This window comes from Aidingimonas lacisalsi (assembly GCF_008079445.1).
GTDB lineage: Bacteria > Pseudomonadota > Gammaproteobacteria > Pseudomonadales > Halomonadaceae > Aidingimonas > Aidingimonas lacisalsi.
Genome location: NZ_VRYH01000004.1, coordinates 347,103 through 362,994 on the forward strand (window position 1 = coordinate 347,103; position 15,892 = coordinate 362,994).

The following is a 15,892-nucleotide window of genomic DNA, read 5'->3' on the forward strand; positions in this document are numbered from 1 at the left end:
CCGTGCTTTCTCACTACCATGGCAGGGTGTTTCATGGCACTAGATAATCGCCGACTGACTGAACTGGCCGACCACGACGCGTTTGTGCATCGCCATAATGGCCCGGATGCCGATGAAGTGCAGGGCATGCTTGAAACGGTTGGAGTCGATACGCTCCCCAGCTTGATCGAAAAAACGGTACCGCCGGATATTCGACTGGGACGCGAGTTGGCGCTTGACGGGCCCCGTTCCGAAGCGGAAGCCCTCGATTACCTGAAGCATCTGGCTCGTCAGAACAAGGTCTGCAAGACCTACATTGGCCAGGGGTATCACAACACCCATCTTCCCGCTGTCATCCAGCGCAATGTCCTGGAAAATCCAGGCTGGTATACCGCTTACACCCCCTACCAGCCGGAAATCGCTCAAGGTCGTCTGGAAGGACTTCTCAACTTCCAGCAAATGGTCATGGATCTGACCGGCATGGAACTGGCGAATGCCTCCTTGCTCGACGAAGCCACAGCCGCGGCGGAAGCCATGGCACTCTGCAAGCGTGCCAACAAGAAATCCAAGAGCCAGGCTTTCTTCGTCGCCGACGACGTATTGCCCCAAACGCTGGACGTCTTGCGTACGCGCGCCTACTACTTCGGCTTCGAGCTCGTCGTCGCCCCGGCCGAGGATCTAGCGCACACGGATGTCTTCGGGGCACTGCTGCAGTACCCGGGTCAGAGCGGTCAGGTACGTGACCTGTCCTCTCTGCTGTCGCAAGCGCGTGATGCCAATATCATGACTTGCGTCGCCGCCGATATCATGGGTCTGGTACTGCTGAAGGAGCCAGGCGCTCTCGGCGCCGATATCGTCGTCGGCAATACTCAGCGCTTTGGTGTGCCGATGGGTTACGGCGGCCCGCATGCCGCCTTCTTTGCCACCACCGACAAGCTCAAGCGTTCCGTCCCCGGCCGCATCATCGGTGTGTCCAAGGATACCCATGGAAACGATGCCCTGCGGATGGCGATGCAGACGCGCGAACAGCACATCCGACGCGAAAAGGCGACCTCGAACATCTGTACCGCCCAGGCACTGCTCGCCAATATTGCCGGTTTCTATGCCGTGTATCACGGCCAGGAGGGATTGCACACCATTGCCTCCCGAATCCACCGACTGACGACCGTCCTGGCCGAAGGCCTGCGACAACGGGGCGTTCATCTGGCGCATGACAGTTGGTTCGATACTCTGCGTCTCACGGATGCCGATGCCGGAAAGATCCATGGCCGCGCCTTAACGCATGACATCAACCTGCGCTATTTCGAGGATGGGGATATCGGTGTCACGCTGGACGAGACGACCACAGCCGCCGACCTGAGCGTGCTGTTCGATGTGCTGGTCGGCGAGGAACACGATCTGTCGGTGCCGACGCTCGACGAACAGGTCGTGGCGCAGGGAATCACCGGCATTCCCGGCGAGTGTCAGCGACAGTCAGAGTTTCTGACCCACCCTACCTTCCAGCGCTACCGCAGCGAAACGGAAATGCTGCGTTACCTCAAACGACTGGAAAACCGCGATCTGTCGTTGACTCATTCCATGATCCCCTTGGGGTCATGCACCATGAAGCTCAACGCCACCAGTGAAATGGTGCCGATCACTTGGCCGGAATTCGCCAATATTCATCCTTTCGCTCCTAGTGACCAAGCCGTCGGCTATCAGCAGATGATCGATGAACTTGCCGCCTTTCTGGTGGAGATCACCGGTTATGAGCATATCTCCATGCAGCCCAACTCCGGCGCACAAGGTGAATATGCCGGTCTGGTCGCCATACGTCGATATCAAGCGGCACAAGGCGAGGGACATCGGGACATCTGTCTGATCCCCAGTTCCGCCCATGGTACGAATCCGGCGTCGGCCGCCATGGCGCACATGAACGTCGTGGTCGTCGAGTGCGACGACGATGGCAATATCGATCTCGAGGACCTTCGTCTCAAGGCAGATAAGCATCGGGACTCGCTTTCCGCCATCATGCTCACGTACCCCTCGACGCACGGCGTTTTCGAAGCAGGTATTCGCGAAGCGTGCCGTATCGTGCATGACAATGGCGGCCAAGTGTACATCGACGGCGCCAACATGAACGCCCAGGTTGGCCTCACTCGTCCCGGCGACTTCGGTGGCGATGTATCGCACCTCAATCTGCACAAGACCTTCTGTATACCGCATGGCGGTGGTGGTCCCGGCATGGGTCCCATCGGCGTCAAGTCACACCTGGCACCGCATGTATCAAACCATGTCGTCACCCCCATTCAAGGCGTCGAAACCACGGCGGGTGCGGTATCCGCTACAGCCTATGGTTCTGCATCGATCCTGCCGATCTCCTGGGCCTACATCAAGATGATGGGTGCGCGGGGCCTGCGTCAGGCAACCGAACTGGCCATTCTCAACGCCAATTACATCGCCAAGCGGCTGGAAGCGCATTATCCCATTCTCTACAAGGGAACTAATGGCACGGTTGCCCATGAATGCATTATCGACGTGCGGCCCCTGAAAGCGTCATCCGGCATCAGTGAGGAAGACATCGCCAAGCGGTTGATGGATTATGGGTTTCACGCACCGACCATGTCGTTCCCGGTCCCCGGTACACTGATGGTGGAACCCACCGAATCGGAATCCCGCTATGAAATCGACCGGTTCTGCGATGCCATGATCGCGATTCGAGAAGAGATTGCCAACGTCGAGAAGGGAGTATGGCCGGCTGACGATAATCCACTGGTCAAGGCACCGCATACCATGGCCGACCTGATGGATGCGCATTGGGAGCGAGCCTACAGCCGGGAGCTTGGTGCATTTCCATCGCAAGCCGCCAAGGCCGCCAAGTTCTGGCCGGCCGTGAACCGGGTCGACAATGTCTTCGGTGATCGCAACCTGATCTGCTCCTGCCCCAGTATCGACGAATACCGGGATTGAGCCCGGCTACGCCCCATCCCCGTACCAGGTCGATGGGGCGTTATCAGGTCACGGAGAAGGCCATGGCTCCGATGCCGTCTTCTCCAGGCCCGGCTCCTCGGCATACCCATAGAGCGTATGCCGTCGCTGGTCCCGAAAGTCGGCAAGCAGTTGGGCATACCGTCTGGGCAACTCGCTACCCACCTGCGTGACTCGATGCAGCGTTTCATACACCGGTTGCGATAACGGCCATTCCTTGACTTGGCGCTGCCAGGGCGAGGTCTCCAGTACCAGCCGGGATATCACCGTGAACCCGAGTCCACGGGCAACGGCATCTAATACCATGCTCACTTCATTGGTGAATCCCTGCCGTGGCACCTGCCCCATGGAACGAAATTCGTCCGGAAAATTGGTACGTAGCATCTGTCCGGCATGGTTGATCCCATCGGAGTAATTGACGAACCCCAGGGCCATGAGATCAGCCAATGTGGTACCGGTAAAGTCGGCCGGAACCACCAGGCAAAGCGGTTCCTGATGCCAGAGTTCGTAACTCAAATCGGGGTGCTTGATGACGTCGGTAACGATACCTACATCGCAACGGCCCTTGAGGACATCCTGAACTATGTCGCCATTGAAAGCGAAGCTGTAGTTGACGCGTAATCCCGGATACATCTGCTGGTAGCCCAGAATGAAAGGATAGAACATCAAACCGACACTGCCCGGCGAAGCAATACGACATTCACCGGAATCCAGCGATTCATTATCCAATGAATGACGGAATTGCTCATGCTCGGCAAACAACTTGACCGAGTAGTCATAGGCACGTCGCCCACTCTCCGTCAGTGTGAATTTACGTCCGTGCCGGTTGAGCAAGGGCTTCTGCAAATACTGCTCGAGTTTACGTATGTGCTGACTGACTCCAGGTTGAGTCATGTCGAGACGCCGTGCCGTCAGCGTGAAACTGCCGGTCTCGACCAAGGTCACGAACGTACGGAAATACTGAGCATTAAACATGGAGCAGCGCTTCACTCGATGACGAACACAAGGCGTGGCAAACGGCGTCGATAATATCAGAATTCTTCATCCGGGGCAGCGCTGCGGTAGCGAGCACTCCCATGTTATGATGAGAACAGTTTCAGCAACCAAGGCTCAAGTCGATATGCCCGACCCGCTAGCTCGTCGCGCAGACGCCATCCATCAAGCACTGGTCGTCATGGAACAGCAAGCTGACGACGATGACCTCTTTGCCCTGGGGTATCTGATCCCCCAAGTGCCCCTCGTCATGGAAATGGTCGAATACGACCCCGAGAACGTCCTCGCCGAGGATTTCGACGACGTCTTTCTCGAGTGGCTGAATGATGCCTTCACCAATGACGCCATGAGCCAGGATGACCAGCACCATATACGCCGCTTATGGGATCGGGCCGTACAGGAAGCAGAGACCACATGACAAAGATGACGCCGATGCCCCCCACGGTTTCCACCATCATTTCTCCCGAAGGCAGCCTGGAAGTCCTGTCTCAGCATGAAGTGAATCGGCTACGAGACACGTCGGCCAATGGCCTTCACGACCTTCTGTGGCGCTGCGCCCTGGCCGTTCTGAATTGTGGCAATCCCACGGACGATGGCCGTGAGGTCATGGAGACATATCACGATTTCGATATCGAAGTACTGCAGCAGGATCGCGGCATCAGGCTCAAACTCAGCAACGCGCCGGCGGACGCCTTCGTCGATGGCAAGATGATTCGCGGGATTCGGGAACTGTTATCCGCGGTGCTACGCGACATCGTCTATGTCTATAACGAAATCCAGACGCAGCAACGCTTCGATCTCAGTACCGGGGAAGGCACGACCAATGCCGTCTTTCATATACTGAGAAAGGCGGGGGCCCTCAAGCCATCACTCGATCCCGGACTGGTGGTCTGCTGGGGAGGACACTCGATCACCAGGGAAGAGTACAATTATACCAAGGATGTCGGTTACCACCTTGGTCTGCGCGACATGGACATCTGTACCGGGTGTGGACCCGGCGCCATGAAAGGGCCGATGAAAGGCGCCAATGTGGCTCATGCCAAGCAACGGCGGAGCCTGGGGCGCTACATAGGAATATCCGAGCCCGGGATCATTGCCGCGGAGTCACCGAACCCGATCGTCAATGAACTGGTCATCATGCCCGATATCGAAAAGCGTCTGGAAGCCTTCGTGCGGCTTGGACATGGCATCATCATCTTTCCCGGCGGCGTCGGCACCGCCGAGGAAATTCTCTATCTGCTGGGAATCCTGCTACACCCGGAGAATCGCGAAACGCCCTTCCCGGTCATCTTTACCGGCCCAGCGGGGTCAGCGGATTATTTTGCCCGGATCGATGAATTTCTCAGCTACACACTGGGTGACAAGGCTCGCGAACGCTATCGAATCATGATTGACGACCCTATCGGGGTGGCTCGTGCCATGCGAGAAGGCATTGATGACGTTGCTGAGTTCCGCCGCCAACAGCAGGATGCGTTCTACTATAACTGGCGCTTGAACATCGCTCGAGATTTCCAGGCACCCTTCGAGCCCACGCATGAATCCATGGCCAACCTGGCATTGCACCGCCAACAGCCCATCCATGAGCTGGCTGCCAATCTCAGACGAGCGTTTTCGGGCATCGTGGCCGGCAACGTCAAGGAACCGGGGATTCGCGCGATCGAGGCCCATGGCCCCTTCCGCCTCCATGCCGAGCCGGAGCTGATGACGCGGCTGGATGAATTGCTCACGTCATTCGTCGAACAGGGACGGATGAAATTGCCTGGTAGCCATTACGTGCCTTGCTATACACTGAATTGAACAGCGTCACAGGCGTTATGACGTCAGGATCGTCTCAGGCCCGCTGCCACAACAACGTTACGACATGCAGCAGTAACCCGGACAGCGCTGCCTGAGATAGCCACAGCGGCCAGATGATGATGCCATGCGTCGAGATCTGCCATAGTGCGGTGATAGTCAACCCGGCGGCCAGCCAGCCGCCGAGACGACCCACCATTTTCGGCATCCGCTGCCGCGAATCGCTATCCAGTAGTCGCCAATGCCAGATGGCAACGATGCCCACCCCGACGAACGCGACCACCATCAACCCCAAGCGAGTCGTATGGTGATCGATCAGATAGCGCGGGATACTCGCCACGATCAAAATAAGCACCCCTAAAAGAGCGCTCAACCGCTGAGGGGACACATTACCCATCACGTCAGGCAACCTGTAGATTCTGAGTCTCGATCCACTCTTCCGCCCATGGCAAGGCAGCATCATCCGCCATGAATGTCTCCATGGCATCGACTTCAAGGCGATCACCCAGACGCTCTGCTCCCAAGTCCTGCAGCAGGGCATCGAGGGAGCGCCCTCCACCACAGAAGGTCTCTCCGTAAGAACTGTCTCCCAACGCAATCAGTCCGTAACGCAGCCCTGCCAGGGATGGGCTCTGATCCTGCAAGGCACGTACAAACGGGACTAGATTCCCGGGGCAATCCCCACTACCCGTCGTAGAAACGCAGAATAGCGACAAATCAGGACTGGATCCTACCAGATCGTCCAGTGACGGTTGCTCGTGGATCTCGACATCATAACCTGCTTGCTCGAATAGCGGCTGGATCTGCTCGGCGACATCCAATGCCCCGCCGTAGACGGTGCCAACAAATATCTTGAGGTTGGGCATACAAAGACTTTTCTCGGTGAATTCGCGGGCGATTCTACCACAGCCAGTGTGGTGGACCGAATCCTATACTGGCGGGTCTACGCGAAACGCAACGGAGCCGGGAGCGGCTCCGTCACCAGAATGAGACACCGTCCCGTCTTATCTCTGCAATTCACCGTCGAAGTCTTCGACCCGAGTTTTCAATTTCTGCCCCGGGCGGAACGTCACGACACGTCGCGCGGAGATCGGGATTTCTTCGCCGGTTTTAGGATTTCGACCAGGTCGCTCACGCTTGTCACGCAAATCGAAGTTGCCAAACCCGGATAGTTTGACCTGTTCATTCTCACGCAAACAGCCGCGAATCTCTTCGAAAAAGGTTTCAACCATCGATTTGGCTTCGCGCTTTGACAAACCCAACTCGACATGGAGATGTTCGGCCAGTTCCGCTTTGGTCAACGCACCCATTGGTCATTCCCTCGTGGTGGATACCGTTCAACGCCGTTAGCCGACGCGATATCGTCTGCCCATGTCCGCGTGTCGGAAGCGAGATCATCAACGTCGCAACCGGGCACCGAAACGCTCCCCCGTCTGGGCGATGATAGTATCGACTAACTGATTGATTTCATCATCGTTGAGCGTGCGTGAAGGATGCTGCCAGGTCAAGCCCAGCGCAACACTCTTCTCACCATCGGCAACGCCTTGGCCGTGATAGACGTCAAACAGCCGCAGTTCACTGAGCCATTCCCCCGCGGCATCTCGCAAGCAGTCCAATAACGCCTGTACCGGGAGAGCCTCATCGACCAACAAAGCCAGATCGCGCCGCACTTCGGGATAACGTGACAAGGGGTGGAACGATGGCACCCGCCCTTTCGTCAAGGCGGATAACGACACTTCGAAAAGGATGGCATCGGTTTTCAGCCCCAGTTCCGCCCGCTTTCCTGGATGCAGCGTACCGATCCACCCAACCGGTGTCCCCTCATGTACCAAGCGAGCGCTCTGTCCGGGATGCAGGGCGGGATGTTCAGCCGGCTCGAAACGCCATGCCTCGGAATCGCCCAAAGCCAATAAATTTTCCAGATCGCCCTTGAGATCGAAGAAATCGACCGCCTGCGACGTAGCCGCCCAGCCTTCCGGGTCGCGACGACCGCTCACCACGGCACCGAGCATCGGCACCTGAGTCAATGCATCCAGTTCGCCCTGGAATACCAGTCCGGTTTCGAACAGACGAATGCGTGTCTGCTGTCGGTTGAGATTGTATTCGAGAGCCTTGATCAGCCCCGGGAACAGGCTGACCCGCATGACCGACATGTCATTGGAAATGGGATTCGCCAATGCAGGCGACACCGCGTCAGGGAACAGCATACGCTGCAGTTCGGGCGAAACGAAACTGTAGCTGATGGCCTCCTGGTAACCACGATCCACCATTTGCCGACGAAGGCGAGACAGTGTCAGTCGGTGTTCCTGGTCGGCACGCAACGCCAACCTGGCCGCCGGACGTCTAACGGGCAAGCGGTTATAGCCGTGAATACGAGCGACTTCTTCGACCAGGTCCTCCTCGATGGCAATATCGAACCGCCAGCTTGGGGCCATCACGGACCAGCCATCCGAGCGGGACGTCACCGACAAGCCAAGACGCTCCAGGATATCGGTCACTTCACTATTCGCCAGGGACGTGTCCAGCGCCTGTTCCAGGCGGCTCGTGTGCAGCGTGATCGGTTCCGAGGACGGCATGTGCCGATCATCGCCCGCCTCCACCACAGGGCCGGCTTCCCCACCCGTGATCGATAGCAACAGTTCAGTGGCTCGCTCCACGGCAGTGCGCGACAGATGCGGGTCGACACCGCGTTCAAAACGATGGGACGCATCGGTATGCAATCCATATTGACGGGCCTGTCCGGCGACAGCCAGCGGTGTAAAGAAAGCCGATTCCAGGAAGATATCTCTAGTGCCGGTGTTGACCCCTGACTTGTCTCCCCCCATCACACCGGCAATTGCCAAAGGTCCATTGGCATCGGCAATGATCAGCGTCTCTTCGCTCAAGGACACGCGTTGGCCATCGAGCAGCACCAGTGTCTCGCCAGACTTGGCCCCCCTGACTTCAATTGCCTGAGTCAGGTTCGCACGATCGAAAGCATGCATAGGCTGACCAAGCTCGAGCATCACGTAATTGGTGATATCGACAACCGGATCAATGGAACGCAAGCCGCTACGACGCAAGCGCTCGACCATCCATAAGGGACTGCTGACGCTGACATCGACATTCTTGATGATCCGCCCTACATAGCGGGGGCACCTGACGGGATCCATGACCCGGACATCGAAGGTGTCTTCGTGAGCCGGGGATACAGCATCGATAGACGGCCCAGTGATATCCAGTTGATTAAGCACGCCGACTTCACGTGCCAGCCCGCGGATACTGAGACAATCACCTCGATTCGGCGTCAGGTCGACTTCGATGGACACATCCTCCAACCCCATCCAGTCCCGAAAGTCGCTACCAACCGGCGCATCGGACGCCAGTTCCAGAATCCCTTGCGAAGTCTCTTCACTCAACCCCAATTCGGATGACGAACAGATCATGCCCTGAGAATCCGTCCCGCGTACCCGGGTTTCCCGGATCTGCATCTCGTCCGGAAGAACGGCACCCACGCGAGCGAAGGCTACCTTCTGCCCCTCCGCGACATTGGGCGCTCCACAGACCACTTGCAGTGACCCACCGCTACCGTCATCAACTCGGCAAACGCTCAGTTTATCCGCATCCGGATGTGGTCGTTTCTCTATCACCTCTGCCACGACCACCTGGCTGAATGTACCGGCTACCGGCTCTATGGCATCGACCTCGAGACCGGCCATGGTGATTTGATCAGCCAGTGCCTGAGTCGACAATGCCGGCGAGACCCATTCTCGCAACCACTGTTCGGAAAACTTCATGACGAATCCTGTGTTCTACATTCTATCCGGTGGACGATCAGGCGAACTGGCGCAGGAAGCGCAGGTCGTTGTCGAAGAAAAGTCGCAAGTCATTGACACCGTATCGCAACATCGCTAGACGTTCGGCTCCCATCCCGAAGGCGAAGCCGGTATAGCGAGACGCATCGATGCCGGAATGACGAAACACCTCGGGGTGCACCATTCCACACCCCATGATTTCGAGCCAGCCGCTGTGGGAACAGACACGGCAGCCTTCCCCCCCGCACATGACACACTGGATATCGACTTCCGCTGACGGCTCCGTGAACGGAAAATAGGAGGGTCGGAAACGTACCGACAGATCATCACGCTCAAAGAAAGCGTGCAGGAAATCCTCGATAGTGCCCTTGAGATCGGCAAAGCTGACGTTCTCGTCGACCAGCAGCCCTTCCACCTGATGAAACATCGGCGTGTGTGTCAGATCCGAATCACTGCGATAGACACGCCCGGGACACACGATACGAATCGGTGGTTGCTGGTGCCTCATAGTGCGGACCTGAACCGGCGATGTATGGGTTCGCAACAAGCGCGTGGCATCGAAATAAAACGTATCGGCCATGCCCCGCGCCGGATGGTGCGCCGGAATATTCAGGGCTTCGAAATTATGGTAGTCGTCTTCGATCTCCGGTCCGACTGCCACGTCGTAGCCGATGCGCGTGAATAGCCCTTCGATACGCTCCAGAGTACGCGTCACTGGGTGAAGCCCGCCATTGGATTGTCCTCGACCAGGCAGAGTGACATCCAATCGCTCGGCATTCAGGCGTGCTTCGAGTGCCGCCTCCTGTAACGCCCGCCGGCGCACTTCCAATTCTTCGCCAAGGGTTTGCTTGGCCTCATTGATACGCTCGCCGGCGGCCGGACGCTCGTCGGGAGGCAACTTACCCAGCCCCTTGAGCAGCGACGTGATTTCGCCCTTCTTGCCGAGATAGCGCACCCGAACTTCATCCAGAGAGGAGATGTCCTGGGCATCGGCGATCGCGGCACGGGCATCGGCGACCAGTTTGGGAAGATGGTCCATCCGTTGAGCTCCGAATATGCTGCCTGATTCTCTGATGGGATATCAGCACAGCCTTGATAACCTGAAAAGTAACGACGTAACAAATCACGATTCGGGGAGCCATTGGATCGCCCGAAACAAAACAGGGGAAGAGCGGCTGCTCTTCCCCTGTACGTTCACGGTAAATACGCGACACGGCATGTCACCATGGCACGTTACCATTCCTTACTGAGCAGCTTTGGCCTTCTCGACAATGGCAGCAAAGGCTGCTTTTTCGTGAACAGCCAAATCCGCAAGCACCTTACGGTCAATCTCGACGCCCGCTTTTTTCAAGCCCGCGATGAAACGGCTGTACGACAAACCATTCTGCCGAGCAGCGGCATTGATGCGAGCAATCCACAGCGCACGAAACTGACGTTTGCGCTGGCGGCGGTCACGATAGGCATACTGTCCTGCCTTGATGACGGCTTGCTTGGCAACACGAAAGACGCGCGAGCGCGCTCCGTAATACCCCTTGGCCTGCTTCAAAACCTTCTTGTGACGGCGGCGCGCCACGACACCACGTTTTACACGAGTCATCGCCTTCTCCTGACGTTAGCTAAATTCGAACCAAGGATTAAAGTTTCGGCACCATGCGGCGTACCAGGGCCTTGTCTGCATCATGGACCTGTTTCATACCGCGTAGCTGACGCTTACGCTTGGTCGGCTTCTTGGTCAGGATATGGCTACGGAAAGACTGCTTGTGCTTGATACCGTGAGCCGTCTTCTTGAAGCGCTTGGCAGCGCCACTGTTACTCTTGATTTTCGGCATGAGGGAAACTCCACTCGATGTTTTTCAGAAAACCCAAGGCCGATACCCGCCGTTGCACACGACGGGCACCCGTTCAACTGCCTTCGGATCACTTCTTCTTGGGGGCAAGGATCATGATCATCTGACGCCCTTCCATCTTGGGGAAGGACTCGACGGTCGCCAGATCGTCTAGATCATTGGCAATCCGTTCCATCAGCTTACGGCCGATTTCCTGGTGTGCCATCTCGCGGCCACGAAACCGCAAGGACACCTTGCCCTTGTCGCCACTTTCGAGGAAACGGGTCAGGTTACGTAACTTCACCTGATAATCGCCCTCGTCAGTGCCAGGCCGGAATTTGACTTCCTTGACCTGGATCTGCTTCTGCTTCTTCTTCTGAGCAGCTTTCTGCTTTTTCTGCTCGAAGACGAATTTGCCGTAATCCATGATCTTGCAGACGATTGGATCGGCATTGGAGATCTGCACCAGATCCATACCAGCTTCTTCGGCCTGTTCAAGCGCCTCGCTCGTGGGCACGATACCCAGCTGCTCTCCATCAGAGCCGATGAGCCGGACCTGATCTTCACTGATACGGTCATTCATTGGGGGGCGCTTCTCTTGACGCCCACGCTGATTATTCCGCTTGATCGTTAAATCTCCGTGTTGATTGACGTTGACACTGAACCGATGCGGCCGGGTCGTCGACCTGACGCCAACACAGATTTAGCACGTAAGTCGCTCGGCTTCCAGCATCGTGACGAACTCATCGATCGACATGGTTCCGAGATCTTCACCGCTCCTGGTACGCACGGCCACCTTATCGGACTCGACTTCCTTGTCTCCCGTCACCAGGAGATAAGGAATTTTTTGCAACGTATGCTCGCGGATTTTAAAGCCGATCTTTTCGTTCCTCAAGTCCGACTTGACACGCAAGCCGATTTTTCGCAGCCGTTGCTCCAACTGGGTCGCATAATCACGCTGTGCATCGGTGATCGTCAGTATCACGGCCTGCTCTGGGGCCAACCACAGCGGCATCGCCCCCGCGTAGTGCTCTATCAGGATGCCGAGGAAACGCTCGAAGGAACCGAGGATCGCCCGGTGCAACATTACCGGAGTCTTGCGCACCCCATCCTCATCGACATACTGTGCACCCAACCGCCCCGGCAGATTGAAGTCCAGTTGCAGAGTACCACATTGCCAAACCCGATTGAGACAATCCCGCAACGCAAACTCGATCTTGGGGCCATAAAAGGCGCCCTCGCCCGGCTGTAACTCCCAATCCAGCCCCGTCGCATTCAAGGCAGCTTCCAGGCCTGCTTCGGCACGATCCCACAACGCGGGGTCGCCCATGAAGTCTTCATCAGGCCGAGTCGACAGCTTGAGTTCGACATCCTCGAAGCCTAATTCCTTGTAGACTTTCAAGGTCAGGCCGATGAAATTCTCGGCCTCGGACTGAATCTGCGACTCGGTACAGAAGATATGCGCATCATCCTGAGTGAACCCCCGTACACGCATCAGGCCATGCAATGAACCTGATGGCTCATTACGGTGGCAACTCCCGAATTCCGCCAGACGCAGCGGCAGATCGCGATAGCTCTTGAGCCCCTGGTTGAAGACCTGGACGTGGCAGGGGCAGTTCATCGGCTTGATCGCGAACTCGCGCTTCTCCGACTCGGTCGTGAACATCAGATCACTGTAATGCCCCCAATGCCCCGATTTCTGCCACAGCGACAGATCCACCACCTGCGGCGTCCTGATCTCCTGATAGCCATGCTCACGCTGAATGCGGCGCATATAGCTTTCCAGCGCCTGATACAAGGTCCAGCCATTCGGATGCCAGAACACCATGCCCGGCGCTTCTTCCTGCAAATGAAAAAGATCCATCCTCTTGGCCAGCTTGCGGTGATCCCGCCGCTCGGCTTCTTCGAGGCGCTGGAGATAGGCCTTTAGCTGTTTCTTGTCTCCCCACGCAGTGCCATAGATGCGCGTCAACATCGGCCGTTCGGAATCACCGCGCCAATAGGCACCAGCAAGCTTCGTGAGCTTGAACGCCTTGAGATGACGAGTATTCGGCACATGCGGCCCCCGACACATGTCGATATACTCTTCATGATGATACAGCCGAATGGTTTCCCCTTCGGGAATTTCACGGACGATTTCCTGCTTGTAAGGCTCATCGCGATGCAGGAACGTCAGCATCGCAGTGTCACGATCGACGTATTCGCGAACGACCTCGTACCCCCGTTCGATCAAGGCGCTCATGCGCTCCTCGATACGTTCGAGGTCATCCGGCGTGATCGACTCGCCAAAATCGATATCGTAGTAGAAACCGTCGTCAATTACCGGCCCGATAGCCATCTTGGCCTCAGGGTACAACTGTTTGACGGCGTGCCCGATGACGTGCGCGCAAGAGTGTCGAATGACATCCAGCCCTTCCTCATCTCGCGCGGTCAAGATGGCCACCTCGGCATCGTGATCGATGATGTCGGCGGCATCGACCTGCACACCGTCGATCTTGCCGGCCACACAGGCCTTGGCAAGCCCTGGACCGATCGATTCGGCCAGCTGCATGACGGTAAGCGGTGCGTCGAACGTTTTTTGACTGCCATCAGGCAGAGTCACGATGGGCATTATGCACATTCCTTAAGGGCAGTGGTGATCCATACCAAGGATCACGTGCAACAGAGTCAAACGGTATGGGATCCTATCGTCGCCTCCTGGCCCAAGGCCGACAGGGCAGATCGCCATATGATGAAGACACCGAACTCTATCAGATAGCAGCGTGTGGATGCCATGCTGCGCAAGCGTAAAACGGGGGCGCCTTTGGCGCCCCCGTTTTACGCTACGTTCCGGCCACTACGACCGGAACATCCAGCCATCAGTCAGTGGATCAGTTAGTCCACTCGTCCAGTTCGACACGACGGTTCTCGGCACGGCCGGCGTCGGTTTCATTGGAAGCGATTGGCTGTTCCTCACCGAAGCCCTGAGCACGCATGCGATTCGCCGCGACGCCTTCAGACTCAAGATAGGTCATCACGGATTCCGCGCGACGCTGGGACAGATCCATGTTGTACTGAGCGGAACCGACGGCATCGGTATGCCCTTCGATGCTCACCCGGACACCGTCATTGGCAACCAGGCGCTCAGCCACCTCATCCAGAATCGACTCGGCCTGCGAGGTCAATCGAGCGGAATCGAACTCGAAGTTGACGTCACGAAGTACGACACTGTCTGGGCAGCCCAGGGCATTGACTTCTTCACCGGCCGGTGTGTTCGGGCACTGATCCTTGAAGTCCGGCACGCCGTCGCCATCGGAATCCAGTGGGCAACCATTGGCATTCACTTCGACACCGGATGGTGTGCCAGGGCATTCATCGCGGAAGTCCGGTACGCCATCGCCATCGGAATCCAAGGGGCACCCTTCCGCATCCTTGGCAACGCCTGCCGGAATGTCACCCGGGAAACTCGGACACTCCTCTACTTCAGGCTCAGGCTCATTGTCAGCACACAGCAACCCGCCGATCGTTGCGCCAGCGGTACCACCGATGGCAACACCGGCATCCTCATCGGAACTACTGCTGGTCGCATAACCGATACCGCCACCAATCAGGCCTCCTGCCAGACCACAAACGGCCGGGTGCTGATACCAGGCACGATCAGCCGATTGAGTGCTTCCTTGGCCGGAAGTCTGAGATGCTGAGCTGGCGCAGCCGGACAAACCGACAACCAACGCAGAACCAAGCAATAAGCCAGTCGAAGATTTTTTCATGTAAGACTCCTTCTTAACATTCTGCTAGTCGTAACCTCAGGTATCCTAGTCGTCACTTCAGGCTAGTCATAACCCTTCGAGTCGTCACCCTGAGTTACCAAGTGGTTTCCACGAATGCGGAACCCAACTATCGGACACAATTCGCGTCCTCTCACCGCAAAGAAAGCACATTTGCGCGATTTCGGCTAGTGCTTATATGGCGATGATGACCGCATTATGTGCGTAACATCAACAGGAGTACATAGATGGCTCCGTCTGACGCAACATGACAACAGGCTCATTCGCTATCGTATCGAAAGCCTACCGTCCGCTGACAGGCCAGTTGGCGCGGAACGTCAGAACCTCTCGTGCGGCCGCCCTGATCGTTTCATCCAGTTCGGATTCTACTGCCAGTCGCTCGCGGTCTTCCTTCATGCGATCGCGTGGGGTCAGGGCTTGTCGAGAGGAATGTGTATGCAGGTGGGCCGTGCGTTCATGCATTTCGGCAAACACACGGAAACGTTCCTGCCCCGTCAAATCCGAATCGATGATTTCCAGTAGTACCTTGCAACGCAAGGCACCTTCCGTCAGGTCGACCTGGTCATCCAACATCGCCTTGGCGATGGCATCCAGGCTGTCCAGACACTGCTGGTTGGCTCTGTCCACTTCCTCGCGTTTAAAAGCCTCACGACGCTTGACTTCACGCCACAAGCGTAATGCATAGAAACCAAGGCCAGCGTTGACCAATACGGCCAGAGCCAGCAGCAACCAGGCGACAGTCGGACTCATTGGGAGCTCACTTCTTCCTTAT

The 15,892-nt window shown here is 57.0% G+C and carries 15 protein-coding genes; 3 read left to right on the plus strand and 12 right to left on the minus strand.

The window, feature by feature from the left end; translation table 11 throughout:
- Positions 1-33: 33 nt before the first annotated feature.
- Positions 34-2,928 (plus strand): aminomethyl-transferring glycine dehydrogenase, encoded by a 2,895-nt coding sequence (gcvP, locus tag FVV99_RS10695; RefSeq protein ID WP_148254064.1) that lies wholly within the window; start codon positions 34-36, stop codon positions 2,926-2,928.
- A 48-nt stretch (positions 2,929-2,976) separates the two neighbouring features.
- Here gcvP and FVV99_RS10700 read toward each other — a convergent pair whose 3' ends face one another.
- A complete protein-coding gene (locus FVV99_RS10700; protein WP_148254065.1) occupies positions 2,977-3,921 on the minus strand; it encodes a LysR family transcriptional regulator in 945 nt (314 codons plus the stop codon).
- A gap of 145 nt (positions 3,922-4,066) precedes the next feature.
- Here FVV99_RS10700 and FVV99_RS10705 point away from each other — a divergent pair, with 145 nt between their 5' ends.
- Together FVV99_RS10705 and ppnN are read left to right on the plus strand one after the other, a co-directional pair.
- Complete coding sequence (locus FVV99_RS10705) at positions 4,067-4,357, plus strand: YfcL family protein (protein ID WP_161598988.1); 291 nt, start codon at positions 4,067-4,069, stop codon at positions 4,355-4,357.
- Between the two features lie 14 nt (positions 4,358-4,371).
- Complete coding sequence (gene ppnN, locus FVV99_RS10710) at positions 4,372-5,736, plus strand: nucleotide 5'-monophosphate nucleosidase PpnN (RefSeq protein WP_148254197.1); 1,365 nt, start codon at positions 4,372-4,374, stop codon at positions 5,734-5,736.
- A gap of 34 nt (positions 5,737-5,770) precedes the next feature.
- Here ppnN and FVV99_RS10715 read toward each other — a convergent pair whose 3' ends face one another.
- The 11 genes from FVV99_RS10715 to FVV99_RS10765 all read right to left on the minus strand — a co-directional run bounded on the left by FVV99_RS10715 (position 5,771) and on the right by FVV99_RS10765 (position 15,870).
- The gene (locus FVV99_RS10715; RefSeq protein WP_161598989.1) at positions 5,771-6,073 is read right to left on the minus strand and encodes a hypothetical protein; all 303 of its coding nucleotides are present in this window, start codon (positions 6,071-6,073) and stop codon (positions 5,771-5,773) included.
- A gap of 61 nt (positions 6,074-6,134) precedes the next feature.
- Entirely contained in the window at positions 6,135-6,599 is a 465-nt protein-coding gene (locus tag FVV99_RS10720; RefSeq protein WP_148254068.1) for a flavodoxin domain-containing protein, read from the minus strand.
- A gap of 138 nt (positions 6,600-6,737) precedes the next feature.
- A complete protein-coding gene (gene ihfA, locus FVV99_RS10725) occupies positions 6,738-7,043 on the minus strand; it encodes an integration host factor subunit alpha (RefSeq protein ID WP_148254069.1) in 306 nt (101 codons plus the stop codon).
- 87 nt (positions 7,044-7,130) lie between these two features.
- On the minus strand, positions 7,131-9,509 hold the full coding sequence (gene pheT / locus FVV99_RS10730) for a phenylalanine--tRNA ligase subunit beta (RefSeq protein ID WP_148254070.1): 2,379 nt from the start codon (positions 9,507-9,509) through the stop codon (positions 7,131-7,133).
- 37 nt (positions 9,510-9,546) lie between these two features.
- Positions 9,547-10,566, minus strand: a complete 1,020-nt coding sequence (gene pheS / locus FVV99_RS10735; protein WP_148254071.1) for a phenylalanine--tRNA ligase subunit alpha — start codon at positions 10,564-10,566, stop codon at positions 9,547-9,549.
- Positions 10,567-10,770: 204 nt separating this feature from the next.
- Positions 10,771-11,124, minus strand: a complete 354-nt coding sequence (gene rplT, locus FVV99_RS10740; protein ID WP_148254072.1) for a 50S ribosomal protein L20 — start codon at positions 11,122-11,124, stop codon at positions 10,771-10,773.
- A 37-nt stretch (positions 11,125-11,161) separates the two neighbouring features.
- Positions 11,162-11,356, minus strand: a complete 195-nt coding sequence (gene rpmI, locus FVV99_RS10745) for a 50S ribosomal protein L35 (RefSeq protein ID WP_148254073.1) — start codon at positions 11,354-11,356, stop codon at positions 11,162-11,164.
- An 88-nt stretch (positions 11,357-11,444) separates the two neighbouring features.
- Positions 11,445-11,981, minus strand: coding sequence for a translation initiation factor IF-3 (infC, locus tag FVV99_RS10750; RefSeq protein WP_269090061.1), 537 nt, complete (start codon positions 11,979-11,981; stop codon positions 11,445-11,447).
- A 75-nt stretch (positions 11,982-12,056) separates the two neighbouring features.
- A complete protein-coding gene (thrS, locus tag FVV99_RS10755; RefSeq protein WP_148254075.1) occupies positions 12,057-13,964 on the minus strand; it encodes a threonine--tRNA ligase in 1,908 nt (635 codons plus the stop codon).
- Between the two features lie 259 nt (positions 13,965-14,223).
- Entirely contained in the window at positions 14,224-15,102 is an 879-nt protein-coding gene (locus FVV99_RS10760) for an OmpA family protein (RefSeq protein WP_148254076.1), read from the minus strand.
- A 300-nt stretch (positions 15,103-15,402) separates the two neighbouring features.
- Positions 15,403-15,870, minus strand: a complete 468-nt coding sequence (locus tag FVV99_RS10765) for a DUF2489 domain-containing protein (protein WP_148254077.1) — start codon at positions 15,868-15,870, stop codon at positions 15,403-15,405.
- Positions 15,871-15,892: the final 22 nt, after the last annotated feature.

What these genes read in the sequence shown, in the direction of transcription:
- thrS (WP_148254075.1), bottom strand. Translation starts at nt 13,964, where the DNA reads ATGCCCATCGTGACTCTGCCTGATGGCAGTCAAAAAACGTTCGACGCA.
- pheS (WP_148254071.1), bottom strand. Translation starts at nt 10,566, where the DNA reads ATGGACCATCTTCCCAAACTGGTCGCCGATGCCCGTGCCGCGATCGCC.
- FVV99_RS10720 (WP_148254068.1), bottom strand. Translation starts at nt 6,599, where the DNA reads ATGCCCAACCTCAAGATATTTGTTGGCACCGTCTACGGCGGGGCATTG.
- rplT (WP_148254072.1), bottom strand. Translation starts at nt 11,124, where the DNA reads ATGACTCGTGTAAAACGTGGTGTCGTGGCGCGCCGCCGTCACAAGAAG.
- FVV99_RS10760 (WP_148254076.1), bottom strand. Translation starts at nt 15,102, where the DNA reads ATGAAAAAATCTTCGACTGGCTTATTGCTTGGTTCTGCGTTGGTTGTC.
- FVV99_RS10705 (WP_161598988.1), top strand. Translation starts at nt 4,067, where the DNA reads ATGCCCGACCCGCTAGCTCGTCGCGCAGACGCCATCCATCAAGCACTG.
- gcvP (WP_148254064.1), top strand. Translation starts at nt 34, where the DNA reads ATGGCACTAGATAATCGCCGACTGACTGAACTGGCCGACCACGACGCG.
- ihfA (WP_148254069.1), bottom strand. Translation starts at nt 7,043, where the DNA reads ATGGGTGCGTTGACCAAAGCGGAACTGGCCGAACATCTCCATGTCGAG.
- FVV99_RS10765 (WP_148254077.1), bottom strand. Translation starts at nt 15,870, where the DNA reads ATGAGTCCGACTGTCGCCTGGTTGCTGCTGGCTCTGGCCGTATTGGTC.
- rpmI (WP_148254073.1), bottom strand. Translation starts at nt 11,356, where the DNA reads ATGCCGAAAATCAAGAGTAACAGTGGCGCTGCCAAGCGCTTCAAGAAG.
- pheT (WP_148254070.1), bottom strand. Translation starts at nt 9,509, where the DNA reads ATGAAGTTTTCCGAACAGTGGTTGCGAGAATGGGTCTCGCCGGCATTG.
- FVV99_RS10700 (WP_148254065.1), bottom strand. Translation starts at nt 3,921, where the DNA reads ATGTTTAATGCTCAGTATTTCCGTACGTTCGTGACCTTGGTCGAGACC.
- ppnN (WP_148254197.1), top strand. Translation starts at nt 4,372, where the DNA reads ATGCCCCCCACGGTTTCCACCATCATTTCTCCCGAAGGCAGCCTGGAA.